Origin of the sequence: Enterobacter sp. HK-058-C-ECC (assembly GCF_047531125.1) — a bacterium.
GTDB lineage: Bacteria > Pseudomonadota > Gammaproteobacteria > Enterobacterales > Enterobacteriaceae > Enterobacter > Enterobacter quasiroggenkampii.
Genome location: NZ_JBLKCH010000016.1, coordinates 21881 through 46083, shown reverse-complemented (window position 1 = coordinate 46083; position 24203 = coordinate 21881). Strand labels below are relative to the sequence as shown.

24 protein-coding genes, 1 tRNA gene and 2 pseudogenes are annotated in these 24203 nt (G+C 51.3%); 5 read left to right on the top strand and 22 right to left on the bottom strand.

The window, feature by feature from the left end; all coding sequences use genetic code 11:
• Positions 1 to 512: 512 nt before the first annotated feature.
• Entirely contained in the window at positions 513 to 1040 is a 528-nt protein-coding gene (locus ACMWJS_RS20890; protein WP_414747498.1) for a hypothetical protein, read from the bottom strand.
• A gap of 123 nt (positions 1041 to 1163) precedes the next feature.
• On the opposite strand from ACMWJS_RS20890, the gene ACMWJS_RS20885 reads away from it, so the two are divergent.
• The gene (locus ACMWJS_RS20885) at positions 1164 to 2534 is read left to right on the top strand and encodes a P-loop NTPase fold protein (RefSeq protein WP_414747497.1); all 1371 of its coding nucleotides are present in this window, start codon (positions 1164 to 1166) and stop codon (positions 2532 to 2534) included.
• A gap of 224 nt (positions 2535 to 2758) precedes the next feature.
• Here the strand turns inward: ACMWJS_RS20885 and ACMWJS_RS20880 are convergent, their stop codons facing one another.
• The 4 genes from ACMWJS_RS20880 to ACMWJS_RS20865 form a co-directional block, all read right to left on the bottom strand.
• A complete protein-coding gene (locus tag ACMWJS_RS20880) occupies positions 2759 to 3559 on the bottom strand; it encodes a hypothetical protein (protein WP_133175757.1) in 801 nt (266 codons plus the stop codon).
• A 12-nt stretch (positions 3560 to 3571) separates the two neighbouring features.
• The gene (locus ACMWJS_RS20875; RefSeq protein ID WP_414747496.1) at positions 3572 to 3895 is read right to left on the bottom strand and encodes a hypothetical protein; all 324 of its coding nucleotides are present in this window, start codon (positions 3893 to 3895) and stop codon (positions 3572 to 3574) included.
• Positions 3896 to 3958: 63 nt separating this feature from the next.
• Complete coding sequence (locus ACMWJS_RS20870) at positions 3959 to 5101, bottom strand: hypothetical protein (protein WP_080847374.1); 1143 nt, start codon at positions 5099 to 5101, stop codon at positions 3959 to 3961.
• Positions 5102 to 5155: 54 nt separating this feature from the next.
• The gene (locus tag ACMWJS_RS20865; protein WP_414747495.1) at positions 5156 to 5392 is read right to left on the bottom strand and encodes a hypothetical protein; all 237 of its coding nucleotides are present in this window, start codon (positions 5390 to 5392) and stop codon (positions 5156 to 5158) included.
• Positions 5393 to 5622: 230 nt separating this feature from the next.
• On the opposite strand from ACMWJS_RS20865, the gene ACMWJS_RS20860 reads away from it, so the two are divergent.
• The gene (locus ACMWJS_RS20860; RefSeq protein ID WP_125322005.1) at positions 5623 to 6204 is read left to right on the top strand and encodes a hypothetical protein; all 582 of its coding nucleotides are present in this window, start codon (positions 5623 to 5625) and stop codon (positions 6202 to 6204) included.
• 305 nt (positions 6205 to 6509) lie between these two features.
• Here ACMWJS_RS20860 and ACMWJS_RS20855 read toward each other — a convergent pair.
• The 5 genes and pseudogenes from ACMWJS_RS20855 to proB form a co-directional block, all read right to left on the bottom strand.
• A pseudogene (locus tag ACMWJS_RS20855) lies at positions 6510 to 6737 on the bottom strand (DNA primase); the annotation flags it as partial.
• Positions 6727 to 6909, bottom strand: a pseudogene (locus tag ACMWJS_RS20850) (Arm DNA-binding domain-containing protein); the annotation flags it as partial. The pseudogenes ACMWJS_RS20850 and ACMWJS_RS20855, both read right to left, overlap by 11 nt.
• Before the next feature lie 164 nt (positions 6910 to 7073).
• A tRNA-Thr gene (locus tag ACMWJS_RS20845) sits at positions 7074 to 7149 on the bottom strand.
• A 111-nt stretch (positions 7150 to 7260) separates the two neighbouring features.
• Positions 7261 to 8514, bottom strand: coding sequence for a glutamate-5-semialdehyde dehydrogenase (proA, locus tag ACMWJS_RS20840; protein ID WP_032646979.1), 1254 nt, complete (start codon positions 8512 to 8514; stop codon positions 7261 to 7263).
• A gap of 11 nt (positions 8515 to 8525) precedes the next feature.
• Entirely contained in the window at positions 8526 to 9629 is a 1104-nt protein-coding gene (gene proB, locus ACMWJS_RS20835; protein ID WP_008501877.1) for a glutamate 5-kinase, read from the bottom strand.
• Positions 9630 to 9933: 304 nt separating this feature from the next.
• Here proB and phoE point away from each other — a divergent pair, with 304 nt between their 5' ends.
• The gene (phoE, locus tag ACMWJS_RS20830) at positions 9934 to 10986 is read left to right on the top strand and encodes a phosphoporin PhoE (RefSeq protein ID WP_167214393.1); all 1053 of its coding nucleotides are present in this window, start codon (positions 9934 to 9936) and stop codon (positions 10984 to 10986) included.
• A 136-nt stretch (positions 10987 to 11122) separates the two neighbouring features.
• Here phoE and crl read toward each other — a convergent pair whose 3' ends face one another.
• From crl to gpt, 3 genes are all read right to left on the bottom strand, one after another.
• A complete protein-coding gene (crl, locus tag ACMWJS_RS20825; protein WP_045909842.1) occupies positions 11123 to 11524 on the bottom strand; it encodes a sigma factor-binding protein Crl in 402 nt (133 codons plus the stop codon).
• A 57-nt stretch (positions 11525 to 11581) separates the two neighbouring features.
• Positions 11582 to 12826 carry an esterase FrsA gene (gene frsA / locus ACMWJS_RS20820; RefSeq protein WP_045909843.1) on the bottom strand — a complete coding sequence of 415 codons (1245 nt, stop codon included), beginning with the start codon at positions 12824 to 12826 and terminating at the stop codon, positions 11582 to 11584.
• A 104-nt stretch (positions 12827 to 12930) separates the two neighbouring features.
• Positions 12931 to 13389 (bottom strand): xanthine phosphoribosyltransferase, encoded by a 459-nt coding sequence (gene gpt, locus ACMWJS_RS20815; protein WP_003863205.1) that lies wholly within the window; start codon positions 13387 to 13389, stop codon positions 12931 to 12933.
• Positions 13390 to 13649: 260 nt separating this feature from the next.
• On the opposite strand from gpt, the gene pepD reads away from it, so the two are divergent.
• Positions 13650 to 15107, top strand: coding sequence for a cytosol nonspecific dipeptidase (pepD, locus tag ACMWJS_RS20810; RefSeq protein WP_262790171.1), 1458 nt, complete (start codon positions 13650 to 13652; stop codon positions 15105 to 15107).
• Between the two features lie 76 nt (positions 15108 to 15183).
• Here pepD and dinB read toward each other — a convergent pair whose 3' ends face one another.
• From dinB to ACMWJS_RS20770, 8 genes are all read right to left on the bottom strand, one after another.
• On the bottom strand, positions 15184 to 16242 hold the full coding sequence (dinB, locus tag ACMWJS_RS20805; protein ID WP_167214385.1) for a DNA polymerase IV: 1059 nt from the start codon (positions 16240 to 16242) through the stop codon (positions 15184 to 15186).
• A gap of 108 nt (positions 16243 to 16350) precedes the next feature.
• The gene (nqrM, locus tag ACMWJS_RS20800) at positions 16351 to 16554 is read right to left on the bottom strand and encodes a (Na+)-NQR maturation NqrM (RefSeq protein ID WP_023615899.1); all 204 of its coding nucleotides are present in this window, start codon (positions 16552 to 16554) and stop codon (positions 16351 to 16353) included.
• Positions 16554 to 17777, bottom strand: coding sequence for an NADH:ubiquinone reductase (Na(+)-transporting) subunit F (gene nqrF, locus ACMWJS_RS20795; protein ID WP_032646969.1), 1224 nt, complete (start codon positions 17775 to 17777; stop codon positions 16554 to 16556). The genes nqrM and nqrF overlap by 1 nt, the downstream gene beginning before the upstream one ends.
• 10 nt (positions 17778 to 17787) lie before the next feature.
• Entirely contained in the window at positions 17788 to 18384 is a 597-nt protein-coding gene (nqrE, locus tag ACMWJS_RS20790) for an NADH:ubiquinone reductase (Na(+)-transporting) subunit E (RefSeq protein ID WP_008500255.1), read from the bottom strand.
• Between the two features lie 6 nt (positions 18385 to 18390).
• Entirely contained in the window at positions 18391 to 19029 is a 639-nt protein-coding gene (locus ACMWJS_RS20785) for an NADH:ubiquinone reductase (Na(+)-transporting) subunit D (protein ID WP_045330387.1), read from the bottom strand.
• Positions 19022 to 19816: a Na(+)-translocating NADH-quinone reductase subunit C gene (locus ACMWJS_RS20780; protein ID WP_045909847.1), complete on the bottom strand. Its 795-nt coding sequence runs from the start codon at positions 19814 to 19816 to the stop codon at positions 19022 to 19024. Before ACMWJS_RS20780 ends, ACMWJS_RS20785 begins: the two co-directional genes overlap by 8 nt.
• Positions 19809 to 21044: an NADH:ubiquinone reductase (Na(+)-transporting) subunit B gene (locus ACMWJS_RS20775; protein ID WP_414747494.1), complete on the bottom strand. Its 1236-nt coding sequence runs from the start codon at positions 21042 to 21044 to the stop codon at positions 19809 to 19811. The genes ACMWJS_RS20780 and ACMWJS_RS20775 overlap by 8 nt, the downstream gene beginning before the upstream one ends.
• Before the next feature lie 3 nt (positions 21045 to 21047).
• A complete protein-coding gene (locus ACMWJS_RS20770; protein WP_262778637.1) occupies positions 21048 to 22391 on the bottom strand; it encodes a Na(+)-translocating NADH-quinone reductase subunit A in 1344 nt (447 codons plus the stop codon).
• A 298-nt stretch (positions 22392 to 22689) separates the two neighbouring features.
• Between ACMWJS_RS20770 and dpaA the strand changes: the two genes are divergently transcribed.
• Positions 22690 to 23430, top strand: coding sequence for a peptidoglycan meso-diaminopimelic acid protein amidase (gene dpaA, locus ACMWJS_RS20765; RefSeq protein WP_045909850.1), 741 nt, complete (start codon positions 22690 to 22692; stop codon positions 23428 to 23430).
• On the opposite strand, the gene ACMWJS_RS20760 is transcribed toward dpaA, so the two are convergent.
• Positions 23401 to 24168, bottom strand: a complete 768-nt coding sequence (locus tag ACMWJS_RS20760) for a class II glutamine amidotransferase (RefSeq protein WP_008500262.1) — start codon at positions 24166 to 24168, stop codon at positions 23401 to 23403. The genes dpaA and ACMWJS_RS20760 overlap by 30 nt on opposite strands.
• Positions 24169 to 24203 lie beyond the last annotated feature (35 nt).

The following is a 24203-nucleotide window of genomic DNA, read 5'->3' as shown; positions in this document are numbered from 1 at the left end:
ATGATCCCCTCGGTACTTTCTAAACGAATAAAACTAACCCTAGCCAGTTTTAGTACCGCAAGTAAAGAGGTTTACACTTTCCATTATCGCGCGAAAAAAAACTTAACATTTCTTAACATTACGGGTTGACACTTTTGCGAAAAAATCATGGGATTTTATGATGAAAGAATTGCCCCTGAAGTGCTTAAACACTGTATCTCCATGATTTTCAGGTCATTTTATGCTTTCCATATTTTCGTATAAAACCTTAGCATTTCTTTGCATACCAACTTGACACTTTTCTCATGAGCGCCGTCCTTGAGCTTAATAATTCTGTACATCTTCGGCTCGTATTTTGCCTAGAGGCCGCGATAGTAAAAGTCAGAAGGTAGGATTTCTGGATGAGGCGTTTTGATTGAGGCGGCTCTGAGATGATACTGCCCCAGGGGATTTAGTTTACAGTGCGCACTTCAACACTAACCTTCATCCTCACCCATGTATCAGTGGAAGCGCTTTAAACGAGCTTCATCTGTTTAAGTCGGCGTACACAATGCCTTAAGCCCCTTCAGAGACCATCGGCCCCATTCCGGATCTATATGGTCTCCTTTCCCGCGTAATTTCATCCTCAGGCAATCTGCCAAGATAAAATCTTGTATGAAACCTATGGCATTGCCCAGATGGTGGAAGCCGTGGAAATAGTGCTCGCAATCGTCGGGTTCGTGATAAAGCCTGACAACCTCTTCTCCGTCTTCAGCAGACAGGTACTCAATATCGTATGTAATTAACTGGGCGGCTTCCAGCAACTGTTTCGCTTCTTCCTGGCTTTGCGCAGCAGGGAACTTGTCCTGATTGGTATGAATCCATTCAATTACCTGTGAGGCAGACAGGACCAGGTAGTCCTTGCCCTCAGAATCCTCATTGCCATGCTGCATTTGTTCAGTAGCTTCAACGTCAATCTTGTTACCGGACATCACTACTTCACCCTTAGCTACCCAGTCATAAGCTGTCTGGCGACTCACCCCACAATGACGGGCATAAGCCGATTTACTCATTACAGCCATGTAAACCTCACGTCAGTATATTGATACAATCACGCAGAATGGATAAAAAAGTTGAACATTACTGCCTAACCCTTTAATTTCGCTATTGTCTAGCTTAAACATTATAAACAAAAAGGATTATTTATGATACTGACAACCCCAGATAATAACTTCAGCGATGGTTTTACTGATGACTTAGATTTATTTGGAAGAAAACCATTATTTGAGCAAATAATGAGGGTTGCTCTCCAGGCACCAGATGAAAATTTGGTATTAGCACTTGAGGATAAGTGGGGGAACGGAAAATCAACCTTTGTAAAAATGATGACATCAGAAATAAAATCAAACCATGACAATCTTAATGTTATCTATTTTGACGCTTACGAAAATGACTATCAATCAGACCCCTTTATATCATTATCCTCAGTAATATATGAAATGGTGGAAAATGATAAAAAACTCACATCGATGTTTGGTGAAAAGCTTTTAAGTGCAAGTAAAAAAATCGGTCTCTCTGTACTTTCTCATACTGCAAAATTTGCCATTTCTACAGCAACAGCAAACCTTTTAACCACTACCGCTATTGAAAAAGCATCTGATGCCATTGCTGAGTCATTAACTAACCCTTTAGAGGAATATATAGCTGACAAAATAAAATCAGCAAAAAATGAAAGAAATAACATTGTTCACTTTAAAGAAACCCTAGAAGAAATTCACGCCAGAACCCAGAAGAAAACTCTCATAATTATTGACGAACTAGATAGAGCAAGGCCTGATTATGCATTAGATTTACTCGAGAAAATTAAACACTTATTTTCTGTGAAAGGTTTTGTTTTTCTTCTTGTTGTTAATCGTGAGCAGTTCGAAAAAAGTATTGAATGCCGTTACGGACAAATTGATTCACGTCTTTATCTAAATAAATTCATACATTACTGGTTTACTTTGCCAAAATTTACTCTCGCTAGCGAAGATGTAAGGAATGGCTTTTATCAATCCACACTGGAAAAATATTTACTATCAATTGATACAAAGCAAAAGTTACTGACACGAGGGGGAGCTCTAGTAAAAATACTTTCCATGTTGTTAGAAAATAACGGCTGTTCTCTCAGAGAAGCTGAAAGATGCTATTCAGTACTATCAGTCATTGATAACAAACATATGATACGCGATTTGAGCGGTAAAAATTTCCAGGTTTCACTAGCACTGATTTGTTATTTAAAGGTATGCAATTCGAAGCTTTTAGAGGATTTAATCTTCAAAAGAATTACGGCTGACAACATGCTGAAAAACCTACACATTAAACCGCATGAAATCGGTACAGATGCAAACCTTTCCAAACTAAACTCTATAATTAACTACCATCTTTTGAGTGATTCTGAAATGAGAAACAGGAGAGAAAACTCACAACCTAAAGATTTATTACTTCAAGAGATAGAAGGTAATCGAAACGAACGAATTGAATATATTCAAAATATATATGACTCATTAAATAATATGCGCATATCTAATTTTTAGATTACATAAAGGGAGCTGCATAGCTCCCATTAAACTAATAAATTTAAAATTTATCGTTCATGGTTATGCCCAACGCCTGATGCATATCATCAGACTGTTCCTGCTGGATGCGCCTTATCAGCCCATCCGCATCCATGCCACCAGCGGTTATGTTGTAGTGGTTAATGACTCCCCGTGGAGATTACAGTGGCGGGCATAAGCGGCTTTTGACATCAACATAGAATCTATCCTTTTGGCATTACCTGATAAACAGCAGCTCCAGCACTAATGGCGGCAGCCAAAAACGAGAAAAAGGCTGTCCAGAACATTCTTTTTTGCAGTTTCATCCCCTGTTCATGTTTTTGAAGAGAATCGACATATGATGATTGAGTGATATATGCTTTCCCTGTTGGTTTATACATACTGTGTTCAACTTTAATTAACTCTCCACCATCAACGAAAGAACTTAAAATTAAGTTCATTTTTCTTTTCATTTGTGAGCTTTCAGGATGGCGGAACCAATATTTTGTGTGCATTTCTGTCATTATATTCCAGAAATCTATTCCATCATCTCTATCAGAAGCCAAAAATAACGCAATAACCCTATCAAGGACATCCATTCTGTTTTTGATATCGTGGCGCTTTAGATTATATGCTTTTTGATTTGCTGTATGGACAAAATTATAATACCTAACCCTTACTTTATAAAGCCTTCTTTTAAGCTGTAAGAGTTCGTCAAGACTCTTGAACTCGATACGATGACCTTTATAAAAATGAGTTCCTGTGAAATTAAAATGAATGCATTTAAGAGCTTGGAACTCTACAGGGGTATCGAAGCGCTTTGCATCTTCATTCCATGAAAGCGCGTAAATTTTTCCATCTTTATAACTATCAAATAGATACTCCTTTTCATTCTCAGGGTCTGCCATATAAACTGAGAAAATATCATAATGTTGATACTCATCAGAACTTAAGGATATTCGGCCAGTTTTGGATCTCTTATCACTAAACTCAGCCATTGTCTTTAAAAAAGTTGTTCTCCACATAAGCCACCTACTTTATTTGATGATATTTTTCAAAATTTGTGAGATAGAATAGATCAATAAAAATTCCGCCGAACATAATGCATAAAAAACATAAATTTTCTTAACCCACATATGGTTGAAGTATACCTCTGCGTGGTGGGTTATTCGAGCCACCATCCATGCGCCTACTGCACAAAGCGCTGGGGCTATGAAAATGGTCATAAGCCATATTGTTGTGCTTAACCCTTGCTTACTGATAATAGCTAAAGGTATAGCAAAAATAAAAGTTAGGGCAGCGTTACTCAATAGTATATCTTTTAATGTATTTTCAATTAATTTATCTAATTTTTCTTTCATAGTATGTAGTTAAGTTGGATCTTACGCTAAAAGCCCCTTGTTAAGGGGCTTAATTGTTGTTGATTAAAGAGAGCTTTTTTTCGCCCCCTCAATCTCTGCCTGACACACATCATTATTTGTAAATGAGTATTGGAGGTAGACATAGCCTTTTGAAGAGCTGTTAGCCCTAGCTTCAATAGATATAGTATCTATATTATTTTTTAGCGGCGTTTCTTTTGTGCCTTTCCAGGTGGCAGATAAGAAGCGTTCTTTTTTGTTTAGCCCCATCATCCAGTCCTGAGGTTCTTTCCAGATCGACCCCTCCAGTACAAGGTCGGTGGTTTCAGCTTTTCCATAAAGTGAACTTAACGAACTACTCAAATCTTCAAACCGGGATTTTAAAGCGAGCCCATAACTATCGGTATCAATGTTTTTACCAACAGCTCTGATCTGACATAAGCCAGCTTTAGGCGAGATCAACAAGCCATACATTTCAAAATCTGCGTTTTGCTTCGGTAGTGTATCGGAAGTATACAGATTCACGCTATCCGGTAGTGGTTTTAACTTTGCCCCGATCATATCTTCGATATTTTTCTGGGTCAGACCAGCTTCAAGACCGAACGGGCCTTCAGCGGGTGGCAACAGAGGGGGTTGTTCTTGGGTAGTTTTAGAAGTTGCTTCCTTCTTGCCGCTGGCGGTTGCTGCATTATCTTGAACAGGTGCTAACTTAACTTCAGCGAGCCCATACTTAGCGGTAAGGTATTTTTGCTGAAGCATAGCCATGCTTTGCTCTTCAGTGGCAACTGCTGATAGTTTCAGTACCTGAATCAAACCACCAGTGTACTGGCTGGCATCTGCTTTAGCTTCGTTAATTTTAACAGTCAGATTATCGATCTCTGTTTTAATAGAGGCAGCAAGTTCAGGGTCTGGCTTGGTACCAGAGACAACTACATCAATTTTGGCACCGGACTCAATAGCATTGATACGCTGTTCTAAAAGAGCCTTATTAGTTCCTAAAACCTCCAATCTTGCTGTCGTTAAATTCTTGATTAACCCACCAGAAAATTGTTGATCAACTTCTTTCGCTGCTGAGATTTCTCCCTCAGTTTGGGACAACTCAGCCTTAAGTGCAGAAACTTCCTGTTTTTGTTCGGGGGTTAACTCTTGTGGCCCACACCCGGTTAACATCGTTATGCCCACTAATGTTGCAATCAAAGTTTTCTTCATATCCCTATCTCAGTTGAACGTATTCGGATTAATCCTATCAGGAAGTTAGACGTATTAGAATTTATCAGTCTTGGTCAAATTCAATGGCTGATGAATGTCTTCCGACTGTTCCTGCTTGATACGCCTCACCAGCCCGTTTGCATCCACGCCACCAGCGATTATGTTGTAATGATTGGTCTGGTTGATGGTCCCCCCTGAATGGTTGCTGGTGGATGAAACAACAGGAGCGCCATAGCCACTGAGGTACTGCACGGGGTTGTAATTCATCCCGCCATTTATGGCCCGTGACATGTCACTTTCCGGAAGTTAATTGCCGCCGTTCTCGTGATCGATAATCCCTTAAATGAGATGTGTAGCTAAGCTACCGATCAGAAGAAGAACGGAAAAAACATCACAACACTAAGCAGGAAAGTTTCGTGCTAACCTCATAGCCTTGAAGGGCAGGAATTTAAGTCGATTGGCATTGTTGAAGTGCCGACTTATCTGTCAGGTGTTCATGACTGATATAGCGAAGGCGTCAAATGGAATTTTTGAAACTCTATGGCAAAGAGATATTTTCAGTAGTAGCGGCGTTACTCACGTGGACCTTAAATACTTACTTCAAGGCTCGCGTCAGGCTTGCATACGGCGAGTTGCACAACTTTACTTTTCTCGTTCCTGAACCTTTAAGGAATCCAGAAGGTGAAGTTATTCGCCACCAGCAACTTGTACACACACGTTCGGTCACGTTGTTAAATGAAGGTCGAGAAGTCGCAACAAAAATTGAGGTGATTTTCAACTATCAACCGAGATATCTGAATATATGGCCGGTTCGGAAATTTACAGAATTCAAAGAGGCTGATGGAAGGTACATCATTGAATTTGAAAGCCTTGCTCCAAAGGACTCTGTAATGTTCGAAGCTCTTTCTATCAACGGAGATTTGCCTGACATCCTTGCAATAAGATCCAAGGAATCGATAGCCCGTGAAATTAACCTCGTTCACTATCGCGATTTCAGTCCTTTGGTGAAGCGAACATTGGCTTTTTTGCTTTTGCTTGGCTTTACCTCAGCGGTCTATTTGACACTTCTGCTCCTGCAGTGGTTGTTGGTTACCGCTGGATAAAAATCATTATAGAGATACAAAAAGTGGTTGTCTCAGTTGCCTCATTGCCTCAGAAATTACAACCATATGTATTTTAAGGTTTTAATTTCAAAATGTGAGGCAACTCAGGGGTGATTTGAGGCAACTCGCGCTGAAATCCGGTTGCCTCAGTTTGTAAGTTGCCTCAAAACACGCAGTATTTGCCTCAAACAAGGTAGTAATTGCCTCAGAGTTGCCTCAATAATCTTTGTAAAAAACCATATATATTAATTAGATAGACAATCTAACTAGCTATGAGGCAACTGAGGCAACTAAAAGTCACATCGCTACTGCGTTTTTTCTTCTGTCAGTTCAGGGGCAAACAGCAAAACATAAGTCCATGGCTGAGCATTATTCAGATGCTTTAACCGCGGCGTTTTAACCTGCCAGCCTTTGCCGTGCCCTGGCTTTTTCAGCATCCCCGACTCACTGAGAATTCTCGCGACCGTATCCTTATTGAAGCCCTTGGCCACCTCATTTTTAAAAGGTGTCGGCAGGACATAAAACAGTAACGGCAGGATAAACGCCCAGAGCTAAGAGTTTCTCTTTGCCATCCATACGGTATTTTAAGCGCAAGTAGCGAGCACCATTGGGGTTTACAAGCACATAAAGCCCACCGCCATCAGCCATCTTGTATGGCTTATCCTTTGGCTTAGCGGTCTCTACCTGTCGAGCGTTTAGCTTCATTGGGGGTAGCTCCTTTAGACCGAACAGCATATACCCCCGGATATACCCCCAAAATGATGTAGATTAAGGGGTACTTCGCTAGACCTCAAAATAATGAGAAAAGGCGTGAAGCTAGAGTATATAGGGTTCTAAAGGACTTGAGTAGACTTTGAGAGATGCTTGGATGGTGCCGATAATAGGAGTCGAACCTACGACCTTCGCATTACGAATGCGCTGCTCTACCAACTGAGCTATATCGGCCCTGAGAGGCCGGTTACGAGTGTAACCACGGGGCAAAAGGTTAGATCTATCCGGGTGATGCGTCAATGCCCTTTTGAATCAAACGGCTATTTTTGCATCACCCGTGATTATTTACGCACGAATCGTATCGTCGCCGAAGCCGATCCACTTGTACGTGGTCAGCGCTTCCAGTCCCATCGGACCGCGCGCGTGCAGTTTCTGCGTGCTGACCGCTACCTCAGCGCCGAGGCCGAACTGGCCGCCGTCGGTGAAGCGGGTGGAGGCATTCACATACACCGCAGAGGAATCCACTTCGTTCACGAAGCGATCGGCATTGCGCAGCGTACGCGTCAGGATGGCGTCAGAATGCTGCGTGCCATGCTCACGGATGTGCGCAATCGCGTCGTCAAGATCGCTCACGATTTTCACGTTCAGATCCAGTGACAGGAACTCGTCGTCGTACTGCTCCGCGTTGACGGGAACGACGTTAGCCGGGCCATCCTGCAGCAGCGCGAGCGCACTGGCGTCAGCATGCAGCGTCACGCCGCTCTCTGCCATCTGTTTGCTCAGGGCTGGCAGGAAGGTGTTCGCTATGTCCTGATGCACTAGCAGCGTTTCCACGGTGTTACAGGTGCTTGGACGCTGGGTCTTCGCGTTCACGATAATCTTCAGCGCAGGAGCAATCTCAGCGCTGTCGTCTACCACGATATGACACACGCCAATACCGCCGGTGATCACCGGAATCGTCGACTGCTCGCGGCACAGCTTGTGCAGGCCCGCGCCGCCGCGTGGGATCAGCATGTCGATGTATTTGTCCATGCGCAGCATTTCGTTGACCAGCGCGCGGTCTGGGCTCTCGATTGCCTGTACGGCACCCGCCGGTAAGCCACACTCTTCCAGCGCCTGCTGAATGACTTTCACCGTCGCGGCGTTGGTGCGCCAGGTCTCTTTCCCACCGCGCAGAATCGCGGCGTTACCGGTTTTCAGGCACAGGGAAGCGACATCCACCGTCACGTTTGGACGGGCTTCATAAATAACGCCGATAACGCCGAGCGGCACGCGACGGCGCTCCAGGCGTAAACCGCTGTCCAGCAGCCCACCGTCAATCACCTGCCCTACCGGGTCGGCCAGATTGCAGACCTGACGAACATCGTCGGCGATGCCTTTCAGACGGGCCGGGGTCAACGCCAGGCGGTCGAGCATGGCTTCGCTCAGACCGTTGCGGCGCGCTTCCAGTAAATCCTGCTCGTTGGCGAGCAAAATTTCCTGGGACTGAGATTCCAGATAATCAGCGATTTTTTCCAGCACGCGGTTTTTCTCGCGGCTGGAAAGGAGCGCCAGTTTATAAGAGGCGGCCTTCGCGGCGGCGCCCATTTGTTCCAGCATGTTCTGGCTCCTTAACGAATAATCATGTCATCGCGATGCACGGCAACCGGGCCATATTCATAGCCCAGAATGGCGTCGATCTGCTGCGAATGGTGACCCGCGATGCGGCGCAGGGCATCGCTGTTATAGCGGCTTACGCCGTGGGCGATGTCGCGGCCTTCGAGGTTACGGATACGGATCACTTCACCACGGGAGAAGTTGCCTGTCACGCTTTTAATTCCTTTAGGAAGTAATGAACTTCCTCGTTCCAGAATCGCGGCAGTCGCCCCTTCATCGACGACAAGTTCGCCCGCAGGCGGCGCGCCAAAGATCCAGCGCTTACGGTTTTCCAGCGGAGATTCCTGGGCGTGGAAGCGGGTGCCAACGGAGATGCCTTCCATCACGTCGCCAATCACGCCAGGGCGGCTGCCCGCGGCAATGATGGTGTCGATACCGGCGCGGCACGCCACGTCGGCGGCCTGCAGCTTGGTCCCCATGCCGCCCGTTCCGAGGCCGGACACGCTGTCACCGGCGATGGCGCGCAGCGCATCGTCGATACCGTGAACGTCGGTAATCAGCTCGGCTTCCGGGTTGGAGCGCGGATCGGCAGTGAACAACCCCTGCTGATCGGTCAGAAGCAGTAATTTATCGGCGCCGGCCAGAATGGCGGCCAGCGCAGAGAGGTTATCGTTATCACCCACTTTGATTTCAGCGGTAGCAACGGCATCGTTCTCATTAATGACCGGAACGATATTGTTGTCCAGCAGCGCGCGCAGGGTATCGCGGGCGTTCAGGAAGCGCTCTCGGTCTTCCATATCCGCACGCGTCAGCAGCATCTGTCCGACGTGGATGCCATAGATAGAGAACAGCTGTTCCCAGAGTTGAATGAGTCGGCTTTGTCCCACGGCGGCCAGCAGCTGTTTGGAGGCGATCGTCGCGGGGAGTTCGGGGTAACCCAGGTGTTCACGCCCGGCGGCAATCGCCCCGGAGGTCACAATCACAATACGATGCCCTGCGGCATGTAACTGAGCGCACTGACGTACAAGCTCAACAATGTGGGCGCGATTTAGGCGGCGCGATCCGCCTGTTAAAACACTGGTACCGAGTTTTACCACCAGCGTCTGGCTGTCACTCATGATTCTCTGCCGTTCAACGATAAGGGAAAGTAATGTCGAACGAACGTTTTAGCAGGAGTCAGCCCCGTTGCCAACTGCCTTAGCACATCGCGAAACACTTTGTTGCGCGGGATCAGGAAGCGTAGCGGGAGAATTTGACACTTTTATTACCGAAATAATAAATCACAGTTTTTTAAAATTATTCTTAGTTTGTCATAAAAGTTTCATTCCAGAACGATAAAACCCTTCCTGTTTTTTCACGGGACTTAAGCATGAGCTTATCGTCCAGCGAATTTTTTAGCGCGTTTATAAGACAGGATCGAAAATGAAAAAGAGCACTCTGGCATTAATGGTTATGGGCGTAGTGGCTTCTGCATCCGTTCACGCAGCTGAAGTTTATAATAAAGATGGTAATAAGCTGGACGTGTACGGCAAAGTGAAAGCCATGCACTACATCAGCGATGATGCCACCAAAGATGGCGATCAGACTTACGTTCGTTTCGGTTTTAAAGGCGAAACTCAGATTAACGATCAGCTGACGGGCTATGGCCGTTGGGAATCTGAATTTGCAGGAAACAAAGCCGAAAGCGACTCCTCTCAGAAAACCCGTCTGGCGTTCGCGGGCCTGAAGCTGAAAAACTTTGGTTCTCTGGATTACGGTCGTAACCTGGGTGCCCTGTATGACGTCGAAGCATGGACCGACATGTTCCCTGAGTTCGGCGGCGACTCTTCCGCGCAGACCGATAACTTCATGACCAAGCGTGCGACCGGTCTTGCTACCTACCGTAACACCGACTTCTTCGGCGCGGTTGACGGCCTGGACATGACCCTGCAGTACCAGGGCAAAAACGAAAACCGTGACGCCAAGAAACAGAACGGTGACGGTTTTGGTACCTCTCTGAGCTATGACTTTGGCGGCAGCGATTTCGCCGTCAGCGGCGCTTACACCAGCTCTGACCGCACCAATGCGCAGAACCTGCTGGCGCGTGGCCAGGGTCAGAAAGCCGAAGCCTGGGCTACCGGTCTGAAATATGACGCGAACGATATTTATCTGGCAGCGATGTATTCAGAAACCCGTAATATGACGCCAATTTCTGGCGGGTTTGCCAATAAAGCGCAGAACTTTGAAGTCGTCGCACAATATCAGTTCGATTTCGGTCTGCGTCCTTCCCTGGGTTATGTCCAGTCTAAAGGCAAAGATATCGAAGGTATTGGTGACGAAGATCTGGTGAAATATATTGACGTTGGCGCGACCTATTACTTCAACAAAAATATGTCCGCGTTTGTTGATTATAAAATCAACCAGATTGACGACAAAAATAAACTGGGCGTGAGCAGCGATGACATTGTTGCCCTGGGTATGACCTACCAGTTCTAAGATTATCCGAATAAGAAAATCCCGGCAGACAAGCCGGGATTTTTTTTGCCCGGTGGCGCTGCGCTTACCGGGCCTACGGGATAGTGCATTCTGTAGGCCGGGTAAGGCGAAGCCGCCACCCGGCACTGTGACGCGATCAGGCAGTCAGCTTCACCGCTTCGCTGGAAAAGTCATCCGCTGGCTCGAACCTGAGATCCAGAGTCGCCAGCAGTGCGCGTGCCTTATCGTGGAACTCTTTCAGCGTGTATTCCAGGCGGTCAATCACTTCCTGATCTTTAATGGTGGTCGCCTGCCAATTGCCGTCTTTATTAAACAGACCAAACTGGTAGCTATACGTAAAGCGTTTTTCCTCTGCTTCCATTTCCATCCACCAGCCCCAGAATTCACGTTTTTCGGGTGCAGGCTTCACGTTGACGCATACAGCCAGGCAGTCGAAAAAAAAGCGATTCTCTTCACACTGCTCTTCTCGAATATACGGGCCAAGAGCCATGAACTTCTTAATCAATCTACTTTTCGGGTGTCCACTCGGTAACGTCATTGCGATCTCCTTTTGTGAAGCCACTGTTTTACCAAACCAGCGAAATTTAGCAATCTATTAACACAATCTCTGAGCGATCCAGCGCGTAATCTCTTTCAGTGCTTTATCGAAATTCTGATAGACCGGGCTGAACGGCACCTCAAGCAGTTTGCCATCCGCAGATGACGACGTGATTAAGCGCGACTCTTCTTCCGGACTGAACGGATCGTTTTTCCAGAAACCCGACAGCATCGGCGTCGGGCAGCGACGTCCCAGCAGCCCTTGCGTTTTTAACGAGTAGCGATTGAGCTCCACGCGCAGCGCTTCGTCTGATGCATCATGCATGCCAAGACGGCTGGCCAGCACATCAAGGTACATTTCAGGCACGCTCCCCTGGCGGGCGGGATCGCTGAGCAGGGCGTGAACGACCGGACCAAGACAAGCGACGGCTTTCAGGCGGGAGGACTCAAGGTAAGCCAGACGCACCGCGACGTTTGCGCCAAAGCGGAAGCCAAATGCCGCCACGCGGGTGTGGTCAACCCACGGAATGTTTTCCAGTGCTTTTAGCGCATGCTGATGCAGCAGGCTGGAATCCTGCGTCAGTTTCCATTTGGATGAGAAGCCGATTGAGGGCATATCCAGCGTCAGCATCGCGATCCCTTTTGGTGCGAAGTAACGCTCATACAGGCTGTAATAATCGATCTGCAACGAATCCAGCCCCCCGCACATGAGGACGGTCGGGAACGGACCTTCACCTTCAGGCATATGCAGGAACCCGGTAATGGATGACCCACCCGGAATGGTAAACTCGAGTTCGCGCATCTGGCCCGGCAGGCGTTGTGCCGCCTCTTCGTAAGCGCGATTCGCCAGCGCCTGTGCCTGCTCAGCCAGCTCATCACCTTTCAGATGTGGATACGCGGCAATGGCGTAGAGATTGGCCGCATGCAGCCAGTGCTTGCCGCTGCGCGTGGCATCCTCTTCCTGGGTGGCTTTTTGCTGCCAGAGCATCGCCTGTTTAGACCACTCGTAGATCCAGTTTCCCCCCCGATAACCCACCACCGTATCATAGAGTTCGCTGTCGGTGCGCTCGGCTTCACTCATCACGATACGCGCCTGCACATCAAGGATTTCACGAGGATCGATACCGCGCCAGACCCACATCAGGCGGTTAATCATACGATACCAGTGGGGCACGTTTTTACCGTCTAACGCGGACTGGACGGCAGGCTGGGTCCCCGGATTAAAGCGACGCACCAGCGTCGACGTTTCAGGGTGTTTGAAACGGGGTTTGAAAAGTGTCTCGGTGAGATTCGCCTGCGTCATTGCGTTGCCTCCATGAATACGTCATATGAAGACTATTGTAACGCGTGGCAGGCCAAAAAGAACAACGCCCGGCATAGGCGGGCGTGTAAAGTTACGTACTGGTATTAACGGCCTGAAATCGGCGGTACGAAGACCACGCCCATATCCCATGGCTGTTCAATCCAGGTATCCTGCGGGATATCAATCACGTAATCGTCAACCAGCGGGCGACCAGCAGGTTTCGCGAAGATAGTGACGAAATGGGCTTTCGGATACATTTCACGGATAGCCACCGCGGTACCGCCGGTATCCACCAGGTCATCAATAACGATGAAGCCTTCACCGTCGCCTTCCGCGCGTTTCAGCACTTTCAGCTCACGCTGGTTATCATGGTCATAGCTGGAGATGCAGACGGTATCGACATGACGAATACCCAGCTCACGTGCCAGCAGCGCCCCCGGTACCAGACCGCCACGGCTGACGGCAATAATGCCTTTCCACTGTTCGGAAGGCATCAGACGCGCAGCCAGTTTGCGTGCGTGAATCTGCAACATGTCCCAGGTGACGACGTATTTTTCGCTCATGTGAAGTGTCCCAGCCTGTTTTTATACGGCTTAAAAAGTGTTCGAGGGGGAAATAGGTTGCGCGAGATTATAGAGATCTGACGCACTAAAAACCAGTGTTTAGCGCCCTCAGCCTGAGTTTTTACATGCTTTATGCTACCAGCCAGCAGAGAAAGTGGTATTCTCAGTTTCATCTCGCAAGCCTGACTTGTGGTAACTATTAACCTGCTAACCCTGTGACCTGCAACCCTGTTTGCAGCGCCTCGACAAGGAGACTTATCGTGTCTGAACTGTCTCAACTATCTCCGCAGCCGCTGTGGGATATTTTTGCCAAAATCTGCTCCATTCCACACCCTTCCTACCATGAAGAACAGCTTGCCGAACATATTATGGGCTGGGCGAAGGAAAAAGGTCTGCATGCGGAACGTGACCAGGTTGGCAACATTCTGATCCGCAAACCCGCCACCGCAGGCATGGAAAACCGTAAACCGGTTGTGCTGCAGGCGCACCTGGACATGGTGCCACAGAAGAACAACGACACCGTTCACGACTTCACCAAAGACCCGATCCAGCCGTACATCGACGGTGACTGGGTGAAAGCGCGCGGCACCACCCTGGGCGCGGATAACGGCATCGGTATGGCCTCTGCGCTGGCCGTGCTGGCTGACGACAGCGTTGAGCATGGTCCACTGGAAGTGCTGCTGACCATGACCGAAGAAGCGGGCATGGACGGGGCGTTCGGTCTGCAGGCGAACTGGCTGCAGGCGGATATCCTGATCAACACCGACTCCGAAGAAGAAGGCGAGATCTACATGGGCTGCGCGGGCGGGATTGATTTCATCTCTACCCTGCCGCTGTCACGCGAAGCGATCCCTGCCGGTTTCCAGACCTTCAAGCTGACGCTGAAAGGTCTGAAAGGCGGCCACTCCGGCGGTGATATTCATCTGGGTCTGGGCAACGCCAACAAGCTGCTGGCCCGCTTCCTGGCAGGCCATGCGGCCGAGTTGGATCTGCGTCTGGTAGACTTCAACGGCGGTACCCTGCGCAACGCGATCCCACGCGAAGCCTTCGCCACCGTGGCAGTGCCAGCGGCAAAAGCGGACGAGCTGAAAAAACTCTCCACCGTATACCTGGATATCCTGAAAAACGAACTGTCGGCGAAAGAGAAGAACCTGACCGTGGTGCTGGAATCCGTCTCCACGGATAAAGCCGCGCTGACCGCGAAGTCTCGTGACACCTTCGTTCAGCTGCTGAACGCGACGCCAAACGGCGTGATCCGCAACTCTGACGTGGCGAAAGGCGTGGTGGAGACCTCACTGAACGTGGGCGTGGTAACCATGAGCGACGACAGCGCGGAGATCATCTGCCTGATCCGTTCCCTTATCGACAGCGGTAAAGAGTATGTGGTGAGCATGCTGGAATCTCTGGGCACGCTGGCGGGAGCAAAAACCTCAGCCAAAGGCAGCTACCCGGGCTGGCAGCCGGATGCAAGCTCTCCGGTGATGGCGCTGGTGCGTGAAACCTATCAGCGTCTGTTCAACAGCACGCCGAACATTCAGGTGATCCACGCGGGTCTGGAATGCGGTCTGTTCAAGAAACCGTACCCGGACATGGACATGGTATCTATCGGGCCAACCATTACCGGTCCGCACTCGCCGGATGAGCAGGTTCATATCGAAAGCGTCGGTCACTACTGGACGCTGCTGACTGAACTGCTGAAAGCGATCCCTGCGAAGTAACATCTTCATCCCAACCCTCTTCCTGTGGAAGAGGGTGAAAAACCCAGGCCCGGTAAGCGTAGCGCTCCGTGCTTTTTTACAATCCCAATACCAGCTGTCGCTCTAACTGCGGATCCAGCAGCGTGACGTGCAATCCCACCAGCCTCACCCCTCGCCCACCCCGGCGTTCTTCCCATGCCTTTTTTGCCGTCGCGATAAGATCGTCTTTATTCAGACGCGGCCAAACGTGTTCCTGCGTGGTCAGCTGGAAATCGTTGAATTTGAGCTTGATGCCCTGACGGGCGATGAGCAGGTCCGGCTTCACCTTGCTTAAGCGTCGTTCCAGCTCCGGGTAGAGCTGTTCCGTGATAATAGATTCGCACTCGGACCAGTCATGAATATCTTCAATGAGGGTACGCTCAACGCCGACGGATTTCCGTAGCCGTTCGCTGTTCACATCGCGATCGTCAATCCCCTGGCTGCGCTCCCACAGCACGCGGCCAAACTTCCCGAAGCGCTTAAGCAGCATCGCGAGATCGCTTCGCTGCACGTCTTCGCAGGTGCGTAACCCCATGCTTTCCAGCTTTGCGGCGGAGACTTTACCGACGCCGGGGATTTTGCCAAGCGGCAGCGTTTTTAAAAATGCAGGCACCTCTTCCGGCGTAATGACGTACTGGCCGTTGGGCTTATTTAAATCCGAGGCGATTTTGGCAAGGAATTTAACGGGCGCCACACCCGCCGATGCCGTCAGATTCAGCTCGTTGAAAATCGTCTGGCGGATCTCCTGCGCCATCAGCGTGGCGGAGCCGTGGCAGTGCACGCTGTCGGTCACATCCAGATAGGCTTCGTCCAGCGACAGCGGCTCTATCAGAGAGGTATAGCGGGAGAAAATTTCCCGAATATGAAGGGAAGCCTCTTTATAGGCGTCAAACCGCCCGGGCAGAAGCGTGAGATGAGGGCAAAGCTTTAAGGCCATCGCCGTCGGCATTGCGCTTCGCACGCCAAATTTGCGCGCAGGATAGTTGGCGGTGCTGATGACACCACGCTGAACGCGGCTGCCGCCAATGGCGATGGGAATATCCCGCAGCGCCGGGTTGTCTCGCATCTCCACTGCGGCAAAAAAGCAGTCCATATCAACATGGATTATTTTGCGCATAGTAAGCCCTCACTCATCACTGGATAAGTATACAGTAAACAAATGAGGATTGAGAAGCAGATGTAAGAATGCCGGGTGGCGGCGTTGCCTTACCCGGCCTACAAAAACTTAAATAATGCGCTGCTGCTCGCGCGCCATGCGTTTTTTGCGGGCGTCGCACGGTTCCGGGCAGTCGCAGACCTTCTCCATACCAATGGAGGAAATACCGCCGCAGCTGCCCTGAATGCTTTTCCGCTTAACGATCCAGCCTAACGACATGCCGAAGATGACAAGCACAAAAACCACAAAGGTTGCCAGAAACGTCAGCATCATCAGCCTCCAAAGTCATCAAGCATGATGTTCTCATCTTCGACGCCGAGATCTTTCAGCATCTTAATCACGGCGGCGTTCATCATCGGCGGACCACACATATAGAACTCGCAGTCCTCGGGCGCCGGGTGCTGTTTGAGGTAGTTTTCATACAGCACGTTGTGAATGAACCCCGTATAGCCCGTCCAGTTATCTTCCGGCTGCGGATCGGAAAGCGCCACGTGGAAGGTAAAGTTCGGGTTTTCACGCGCCAGCTGTTCAAACTCGTCGTCGTAGAACATTTCGCGCAGCGAGCGCGCCCCGTACCAGAAGCTGATTTTACGCTTGCTGCCGAGCCGCTTGAGCTGGTCAAAAATGTGCGAGCGCATCGGGGCCATACCGGCACCGCCGCCGATAAAGACCATCTCCGCGTCGGTATCTTTCGCGAAGAACTCCCCGAACGGACCGGAGATGGTCACCTTATCGCCCGGCTTCAGGGACCAGATGTATGACGACATCACGCCCGGCGGCGCATCCGGCACATTCGGTGGCGGCGTGGCGATACGCACGTTGAGCATGATAATGCCCTTCTCCTCCGGGTAGTTGGCCATCGAGTAGGCGCGCAGCGTCGGCTCTTTTACCTCTGATACAAAGCGGAAGAGATTGAATTTGTCCCAGTCGGCGCGGTACGCCTGCGGAACGTCGAAGTCCGCATATGCCACGGTATGCTCAGGACACTCAATCTGAATGTATCCGCCGGCGCGGAACGGGACATCTTCCCCTTCCGGTACGCGCAGCTTCAGCTCTTTGATAAAGGTGGCTTTGTTATCATTAGAGATAACTTCACATTCCCATTTTTTGACGCCGAAAATTTCTTCCGGCAGTTCAATCTTCATGTTCTGACGCACCGCGACCTGGCAGGCCAGACGGCAGCCCTCTTTTGCCTCACGCTTAGTGATATGCGCCAGCTCGGTGGGCAGAATATCGCCACCGCCCTCTTTTACCGTCACGCGGCACTGCCCGCAGGAGCCGCCGCCGCCGCAGGCTGAGGAGACAAAAATACCGTTACCGGAGAGCGTATTGAGCAGTTTATCTCCCGCCGGCGTGCGGATCTGATTCTGCGGATCGTCATTAATATCAATCACCACGTCGCCGGAATTCACCAGCTTCGCCCGCGCCGCCAGAATGAGTCCTGACAGCACCAGTACGATCAGCGTGAACATCACCACGCCAAGAATAATTTCCATCTGTTAGCCCTTATAGCTGCACACCGGAGAAGGACATAAAGCCCAGCGCCATCAGACCGGTGGTGATAAAGGTGATCCCTAAGCCACGCAGACCCGCAGGCACGTTGGCATATTTCATTTTCTCGCGGATCCCCGCCATGGTGACAATCGCCAGCATCCAGCCGATACCGGAGCCGAAACCGTACACCACGGATTCACTGAAGTTGTAATCACGCTGAACCATAAACGAGACGCCGCCAAAGATGGCGCAGTTCACCGCGATCAGCGGGAGGAAGATCCCCAGCGCGTTGTACAGCGACGGGAAGTACTTATCGAGGATCATCTCCAGGATTTGCACCAGCGCCGCGATCACCCCGATAAAGGTAATGAAGTTCAGGAAGCTGAGATCAACCCCTTCCACCAGCGCGCCATCCCGCAGCACGAAGTTGTACACCAGATTGTTAATCGGAACCGAAAGCCCCAACACCACGGTGACCGCGATACCGAGACCAAATGCCGTCGACACCTTTTTGGAAACCGCAAGGAACGTGCACATGCCGAGGAAAAACGCGAGCGCCATGTTTTCAACAAACACCGCGCGCACAAACAAACTCAGGTAATGAGCCATTGTCGGTTACTCCTTTTCCTGCTGCTCTGGTCTCAACGTACGAATCAGCCAGATCAGCAAACCGATAATGAAAAATGCGCTAGGGGCCAGCAGGAACAGGCCGTTTGGCAGATACCAGCCGCCGTTTTGCACCGTGTCCAGCACCGTAATGCCAAACAGCTTGCCGCTGCCAATCAGCTCGCGCAGGAACCCCACGGTCAGCAGGATCGCGCCGTAGCCCAGACCGTTGCCGATACCGTCCATAAAGCTCGCCAGAGGCGGCATTTTCATGGCGTAGGCTTCCGCACGCCCCATGACGATACAGTTGGTGATAATCAGCCCGACAAACACCGAGAGCTGTTTGGAGGTTTCATAGGCGAAGGCGCGCAGCAGCTGATCGACCACGATCACCAGCGAGGCGATGATCGCCATCTGCACGATGATCCTCACGCTGTTGGGAATGTGGTGGCGGATCATCGAGATAAACATGCTCGAAAACGCCGTAACCAGCGTGACGGCCAGCGTCATTACCACCGCCGTTTCCAGCTTGGTCGTCACCGCCAGGGCTGAACAGACGCCCAGCACCTGCAGCGTGATCGGGTTATTGGCGAGCAGTGGGCCAATGAGCACCTTTTTCACTTCTTTCAGTTCACCGGTATCAGCCATTGTTCAGCGCTCCTTCACGTACGTTTTTCAGGAAAGGACCAAAGCCCAGCTCGCCCATCCAGAAATCAAAACTGTGCTGCACGCCGTTTGAGGTGAGCGTGGCGCCGGAAAGCCCGTCGACCGCGTAGTCGTCACCCGGACGTGCCGCTCCTTTCATCACCTTCAGCGCAGGCAGACCGTTATCGTCGAGCACTTTCTTGCCGACAAACTGTGCCCGCCAGTTCGGGTTTTCCACTTCGCCGCCCAGCCCCGGCGTTTCGCCCTGGTCATAATACGTAATGCCTTTAACGGTGCGGCCATCCGTATCAAGGGCCACAAAGGCATACATCATTGACCACAGACCGTTGCCGTAGACAGGAAGCACCACTTCCTGAATGCGTTTTTGGGGGTCACGCACCAGGTAAATTTCGGCGAGATTACTGCGGCGCTTAATCCCGGCGGGGTCTTGCGATGCCTCGAGCGTCAGGCTCATCTGCGGATCTTTTAGCGCCAGCGCCTGGTTGAAGGTTGCCGGGTCTTTATCCAGCAGCTGGCCGGTTTTTAAATCCACCAGACGCGCGGAAATTCGTTCGGCAAAGACGGCCGAAACCTCATCTGCGCTCATCCCCTCCTGCATCAGTCCGGCCACGGCCAGAATGTTGCGCTGTTTATCCAGGGCACGTTGCTCCTGCTGCAGGGGTTTTAACCCAACGGCAGAACCGGCCACGACAATGGAGCAGACCAGACAGAGCACCAGCACCACCAGCAGCGTTTTGCTGATGCTGTCGTTATTTTTGACTTCAGCCACGCGCCTTCCTCCGCTTGATGTTGGCCCGCACCACCAGGTAATCGAAGAGTGGCGCAAACAGATTGGCAAACAGAATCGCCAGCATCATCCCTTCCGGATACGCCGGGTTGACCACGCGGATCAGGACACACATCGCGCCAATGAGCACGCCATAGCTCCATTTACCTTTATCGGTAAACGAGGCCGAGACGGGGTCCGTCGCCATGAACATCATGCCGAACGCGAAGCCCCCCAGCACCAGATGCCAGTACCAGGGCATGGAAAACATCGGGTTAGTGGACGAACCGATAAGGTTGAACATCGTGGCGGTCAGCACCATGCCGATCATCACGCCTGCAACAATCCGCCAGGAGGCCACGCGCCCAAACAGAATGATCCCCCCGCCAAGCAAAATCATCAGCGTCGAGACTTCACCGATAGAGCCGGGAATGTTGCCAATAAAGGCATCAAACCAGGTCACGGGCTGACCCGTCGCGTTGTTCACCAGCGTTTCGCCGCCGTGTGCCGCCCACTGTGAAAGCGGCGTCGCACCGGAAAAACCGTCTGCCGCCGTCCAGACCAGATCGCCTGAGATTTGCGCCGGATAGGCAAAGAAGAGGAACGCACGTCCCGCCAGCGCCGGGTTGAGGAAGTTCCGCCCGGTGCCGCCGAAAATTTCTTTAGCAATGACCACGCCAAAACTGATGCCCAGCGCCGCCTGCCAGAGCGGTAAGGTTGGCGGGACAATCAGGGCAAACAGAATCGAGGTCACGAAGAAACCTTCGTTGATCTCATGTTTACGGATGATGGCGAACAGCACTTCCCAGAAGCCACCCACGATAAATACCGTGATGTAAATCGGCAGGAAGAACACCGCGCCCAGCGTCATCATGCTGATCCAGCCCGCGTCTGGCGCAAAGTTCACCCCTAACGACTGGGCCAGGCGGTAGTGCCAGTCAGACTGAAGCACCTGCGCCAGCTGCTGCGCATCGTACATGTGGTGCAGCGCCGGAAGGGTCTGCAAACCGACGTTGTACATCCCCCAGAACATCGCCGGGAAGACTGCAAACCACACCAGAATCATCATCCGCTTAAGGTCGATGGCGTCACGAACGTGCGCCGCCCCCTTCGTCACCAGACCCGGCGTATAGAAAATGGTTGCCGTTGCTTCATACAGCGGGTAGTACTTTTTGAGCTTCCCTTCGGTAAAGTGCGGCTCCATTTTTTCAAAGAGGTGTTTTAAGCCCATCGGTTATCCTTCCTGCTCAATGCGGGTTAACACCTCGCGCAATACCGGTCCATATTCGTATTTTCCCGGACAGACATAGGTACAGAGCGCCAGATCTTCTTCGTCCAGTTCCAGGCAGCCCAGCGCCTGCGCGCTGTCGGTGTCACCGGCGAGCAGATCACGCAACAGCATGGTCGGCAGAATATCCAGCGGCATAACGCGCTCGTAGTTGCCAATCGGGACCATGGCGCGCTCGCCACCGTGCGTAGTGGTCGAGAAGTTAAACAGCCTGTTACGCAGGAAGTGGCCCAGCGTGGTCCGGGTGACGGAGTATTTTTCCGCACCGGGCAGCACCCAGCCGAACAGCTCTTTGTCGCGCCCTTCCTGCACAATGCTGACCTGCAAATGGAAACGCCCCAGATAGGCGTGCGCCTGCACAGCATGGCGGCCACTGAGGACCGAACCGGAAATCAGCCGGTTTTCGCCCGCTTTGGTTTCGTCGGTCAGTAGTTCATTAATATCCGCGCCAATCAGCGTTTTCACCAGACGCGGGTTTACCGCCTGCGGCCCGCCGATGGCGATGACACGTTCTGCGCACAGCTCTCCGGTGGTGAAGAGCTTCCCGATGGCGATGACGTCCTGATAATTAAGGTGCCAGACCTGTTTCGCCAGGCTTACCGGCTCAAGAAAGTGGATGTGCGTTCCAACCAGACCCGCCGGATGCGGGCCCGCAAACGCATTAAACGTGACCTGCCCCTGCGGATGTCCGCCGAGCTTGCCGCCGCCGGCCTGGCATACGTGGACTTTCCCCGACGTCAGGCGGGTTAACACGGTCAGCCCGGCATCAAAGGCTTTGCGCTGCGCCAGGATAACCGGCTGCGGGTCCACGCTGAGTGGGTTGGTGTCCATTGCCGTGACGAAAATCGCGGCCGGTTCCGTGCCCGGCACAGGGGATTTGCTGAAGGGACGGGTACGAAGCGCGGTCCATAAACCGGACGCCAGAAGCTGAGCCTGTACAGCGTCACGGCTCAGCGACACGAGGTCTGCGGCATCGTAATGGGCGAATTCACGCTGTTCGTTGCCTTCAATGCGGATAACCACCGACTGCAGAACGCGTCGTTCGCCACGGTTAATCGCCACAACGGTGCCACTTGCGGGGGCCGTGAACATCACGCCGGGATTTTTTTTGTCCTCAAAGAGCGCCTGGCCTGTGATCACGCGATCGCCTTCCTGTACCAGCATAGAAGGTCGCATTCCCAGGTAGTCGTCGCCCACAATGGCGACATGACGGACACGTGCGCCTGTCGAAACGTGCTGCGCGGGCACGCCTGCAATCGGCAGATCAAGTCCTTTTTTTATTTTAAACATGTGGTTAGCAGGTTTCCATGAACAACAATCCAGTGGCCGCGAAGTGTAACATTTTCCCCTTCTCGCGGGCAGGGAAACCGCCGTCGCGCGCGCCAAATTGCGAGCTAATGCGCAAAGTTCCTGGAGCCATCGCGATTTTGATGGTTTATAAAGTAAAACTAATTTGTAAACTCACCGCCCGGCTCTTGCGAAAATCTATAGCGGTGCTAATGTGAGCGCTCCTAACAGAATAATCTGATTTCGGGTCTCTTTTGCCGTCCTGGCAAGTTGGTCATGGTTTTATCAAGGAACTAGTAGTATGCGTAAAATCGCATTGTTCATTGCGATGCTTCTGATTCCGTGCATGTCGTTTGCCGGACTGCTCAGCAGTAATAGCTCAACGACGCCGGTCAGTAAGGAATATAAACAGCAGTTAATGGGATCGCCGGTTTATATTCAAATCTTCAAGGAAGAACGCACTCTCGATCTGTATGTGAAGATGGGCGAGACATATCAGCTGCTTGATAGTTACAAAATTTGTAACTACTCCGGCGGACTGGGGCCAAAACAACGTCAGGGCGACTTCAAAAGTCCGGAAGGGTTCTACAACGTTCAGCGCAGCCAGCTCAAGCCTGACAGCCGCTTCTATAAAGCCATTAACATCGGCTTCCCGAATGCCTATGACCGTGCACACGGTTATGAAGGTAAATACCTGATGATCCACGGTGCCTGCGTGTCTATCGGCTGTTATGCGATGACCGATTCCGGCATTGATGAGATCTTCCAGTTCGTGACCGGCGCGCTGGTCTTTGGGCAGCCTAGCGTACAGGTCAGCATCTATCCGTTCCGCATGACGGACGCCAACATGGCACGTCACAAGTACTCATACTACGCGGATTTCTGGCAACAGCTGAAGCCGGGTTATGACTACTTTGAGCAGACCCACAAGCCACCGGTGGTCTCTATCGTAGATGGCCGTTACGTGGTCAGCAAACCACTGAGCCACGAAGTCGTCCATCCACAGCTGGCGTCAAATTACACGGTCCCCGAGACAAAATAGCACCCACTCGCCTGGCATAATCTTTTGCCAGGTTTCGTTGCCCGTCAGCGGCTGCGTTGCAATAACAGTGACCACATCGTTCGGTGTGGTCTCCTTCTGAAAGTCTATCTCCACATCCTGATCCAGCAGCGTCGCCACGCCAAACGGCGCACGGCGGGTGATCCAGAACAGATTCGTCGAGCAGAACGCCATCACATAGCGGCCGTCAGAGAGCAGCATGTTGAACACGCCTTTTTCACGTAGCTCGGTCGCCAGCGTCGCGATGTATTTAAACACGGCAGCCATGTTGCCTGGCGTACGGGGATAGCGCTCCGTCAGCTTGTGCAGCAGCCAGCAGAAGGCTTTTTCGCTGTCGGTTTCGCCAACCGGGCGGAAATTGCCCGTCTCCAGCGACTTATAGCCCGTGAGTTGCCCATTGTGCGCGTAGGTCCAGTTACGGCCCCACAGCTCGCGGGTAAACGGATGGGTATTTTCCAGCGCCACTTCGCCGCGGTTAGCCTGGCGAATGTGGGCGATCACCGAACGGGACTTGATGGGATAGTCCTGCACCAGTTTGGCAATCGGTGAGTTAAAGCTGGGCTGTGGATCTTTGAACGTGCGACACCCTTTACCTTCGTAGAAGGTGATGCCCCAGCCGTCTTTATGCGGCCCGGTTCCTCCACCGCGCTGCACCAGCCCGGTGAAACTAAAGCAGATATCGGTTGGCACATTCGCGCTCATCCCGAGCAGTTCGCACATACATCACCTCCACAACAGCGGGGGCAGCGCCCCAA

Coding starts and splice junctions, on each gene's coding strand:
- ACMWJS_RS20775 (WP_414747494.1), bottom strand. CDS start 21,044: ATGGGCTTAAAACACCTCTTTGAAAAAATGGAGCCGCACTTTACCGAA.
- ACMWJS_RS20770 (WP_262778637.1), bottom strand. CDS start 22,391: ATGTTTAAAATAAAAAAAGGACTTGATCTGCCGATTGCAGGCGTGCCC.
- frsA (WP_045909843.1), bottom strand. CDS start 12,826: ATGACGCAGGCGAATCTCACCGAGACACTTTTCAAACCCCGTTTCAAA.
- ACMWJS_RS20880 (WP_133175757.1), bottom strand. CDS start 3,559: ATGTGGAGAACAACTTTTTTAAAGACAATGGCTGAGTTTAGTGATAAG.
- ACMWJS_RS20760 (WP_008500262.1), bottom strand. CDS start 24,168: ATGTGCGAACTGCTCGGGATGAGCGCGAATGTGCCAACCGATATCTGC.
- ACMWJS_RS20890 (WP_414747498.1), bottom strand. CDS start 1,040: ATGGCTGTAATGAGTAAATCGGCTTATGCCCGTCATTGTGGGGTGAGT.
- ACMWJS_RS20885 (WP_414747497.1), top strand. CDS start 1,164: ATGATACTGACAACCCCAGATAATAACTTCAGCGATGGTTTTACTGAT.
- nqrE (WP_008500255.1), bottom strand. CDS start 18,384: ATGGCTCATTACCTGAGTTTGTTTGTGCGCGCGGTGTTTGTTGAAAAC.
- proB (WP_008501877.1), bottom strand. CDS start 9,629: ATGAGTGACAGCCAGACGCTGGTGGTAAAACTCGGTACCAGTGTTTTA.
- crl (WP_045909842.1), bottom strand. CDS start 11,524: ATGACGTTACCGAGTGGACACCCGAAAAGTAGATTGATTAAGAAGTTC.
- dpaA (WP_045909850.1), top strand. CDS start 22,690: ATGCGTAAAATCGCATTGTTCATTGCGATGCTTCTGATTCCGTGCATG.
- proA (WP_032646979.1), bottom strand. CDS start 8,514: ATGCTGGAACAAATGGGCGCCGCCGCGAAGGCCGCCTCTTATAAACTG.
- ACMWJS_RS20875 (WP_414747496.1), bottom strand. CDS start 3,895: ATGAAAGAAAAATTAGATAAATTAATTGAAAATACATTAAAAGATATA.
- nqrM (WP_023615899.1), bottom strand. CDS start 16,554: ATGATGCTGACGTTTCTGGCAACCTTTGTGGTTTTTGTGCTTGTCATC.
- ACMWJS_RS20860 (WP_125322005.1), top strand. CDS start 5,623: ATGGAATTTTTGAAACTCTATGGCAAAGAGATATTTTCAGTAGTAGCG.
- nqrF (WP_032646969.1), bottom strand. CDS start 17,777: ATGGAAATTATTCTTGGCGTGGTGATGTTCACGCTGATCGTACTGGTG.
- ACMWJS_RS20865 (WP_414747495.1), bottom strand. CDS start 5,392: ATGTCACGGGCCATAAATGGCGGGATGAATTACAACCCCGTGCAGTAC.
- ACMWJS_RS20870 (WP_080847374.1), bottom strand. CDS start 5,101: ATGAAGAAAACTTTGATTGCAACATTAGTGGGCATAACGATGTTAACC.
- dinB (WP_167214385.1), bottom strand. CDS start 16,242: ATGCGCAAAATAATCCATGTTGATATGGACTGCTTTTTTGCCGCAGTG.
- phoE (WP_167214393.1), top strand. CDS start 9,934: ATGAAAAAGAGCACTCTGGCATTAATGGTTATGGGCGTAGTGGCTTCT.
- gpt (WP_003863205.1), bottom strand. CDS start 13,389: ATGAGCGAAAAATACGTCGTCACCTGGGACATGTTGCAGATTCACGCA.
- ACMWJS_RS20785 (WP_045330387.1), bottom strand. CDS start 19,029: ATGGCTGATACCGGTGAACTGAAAGAAGTGAAAAAGGTGCTCATTGGC.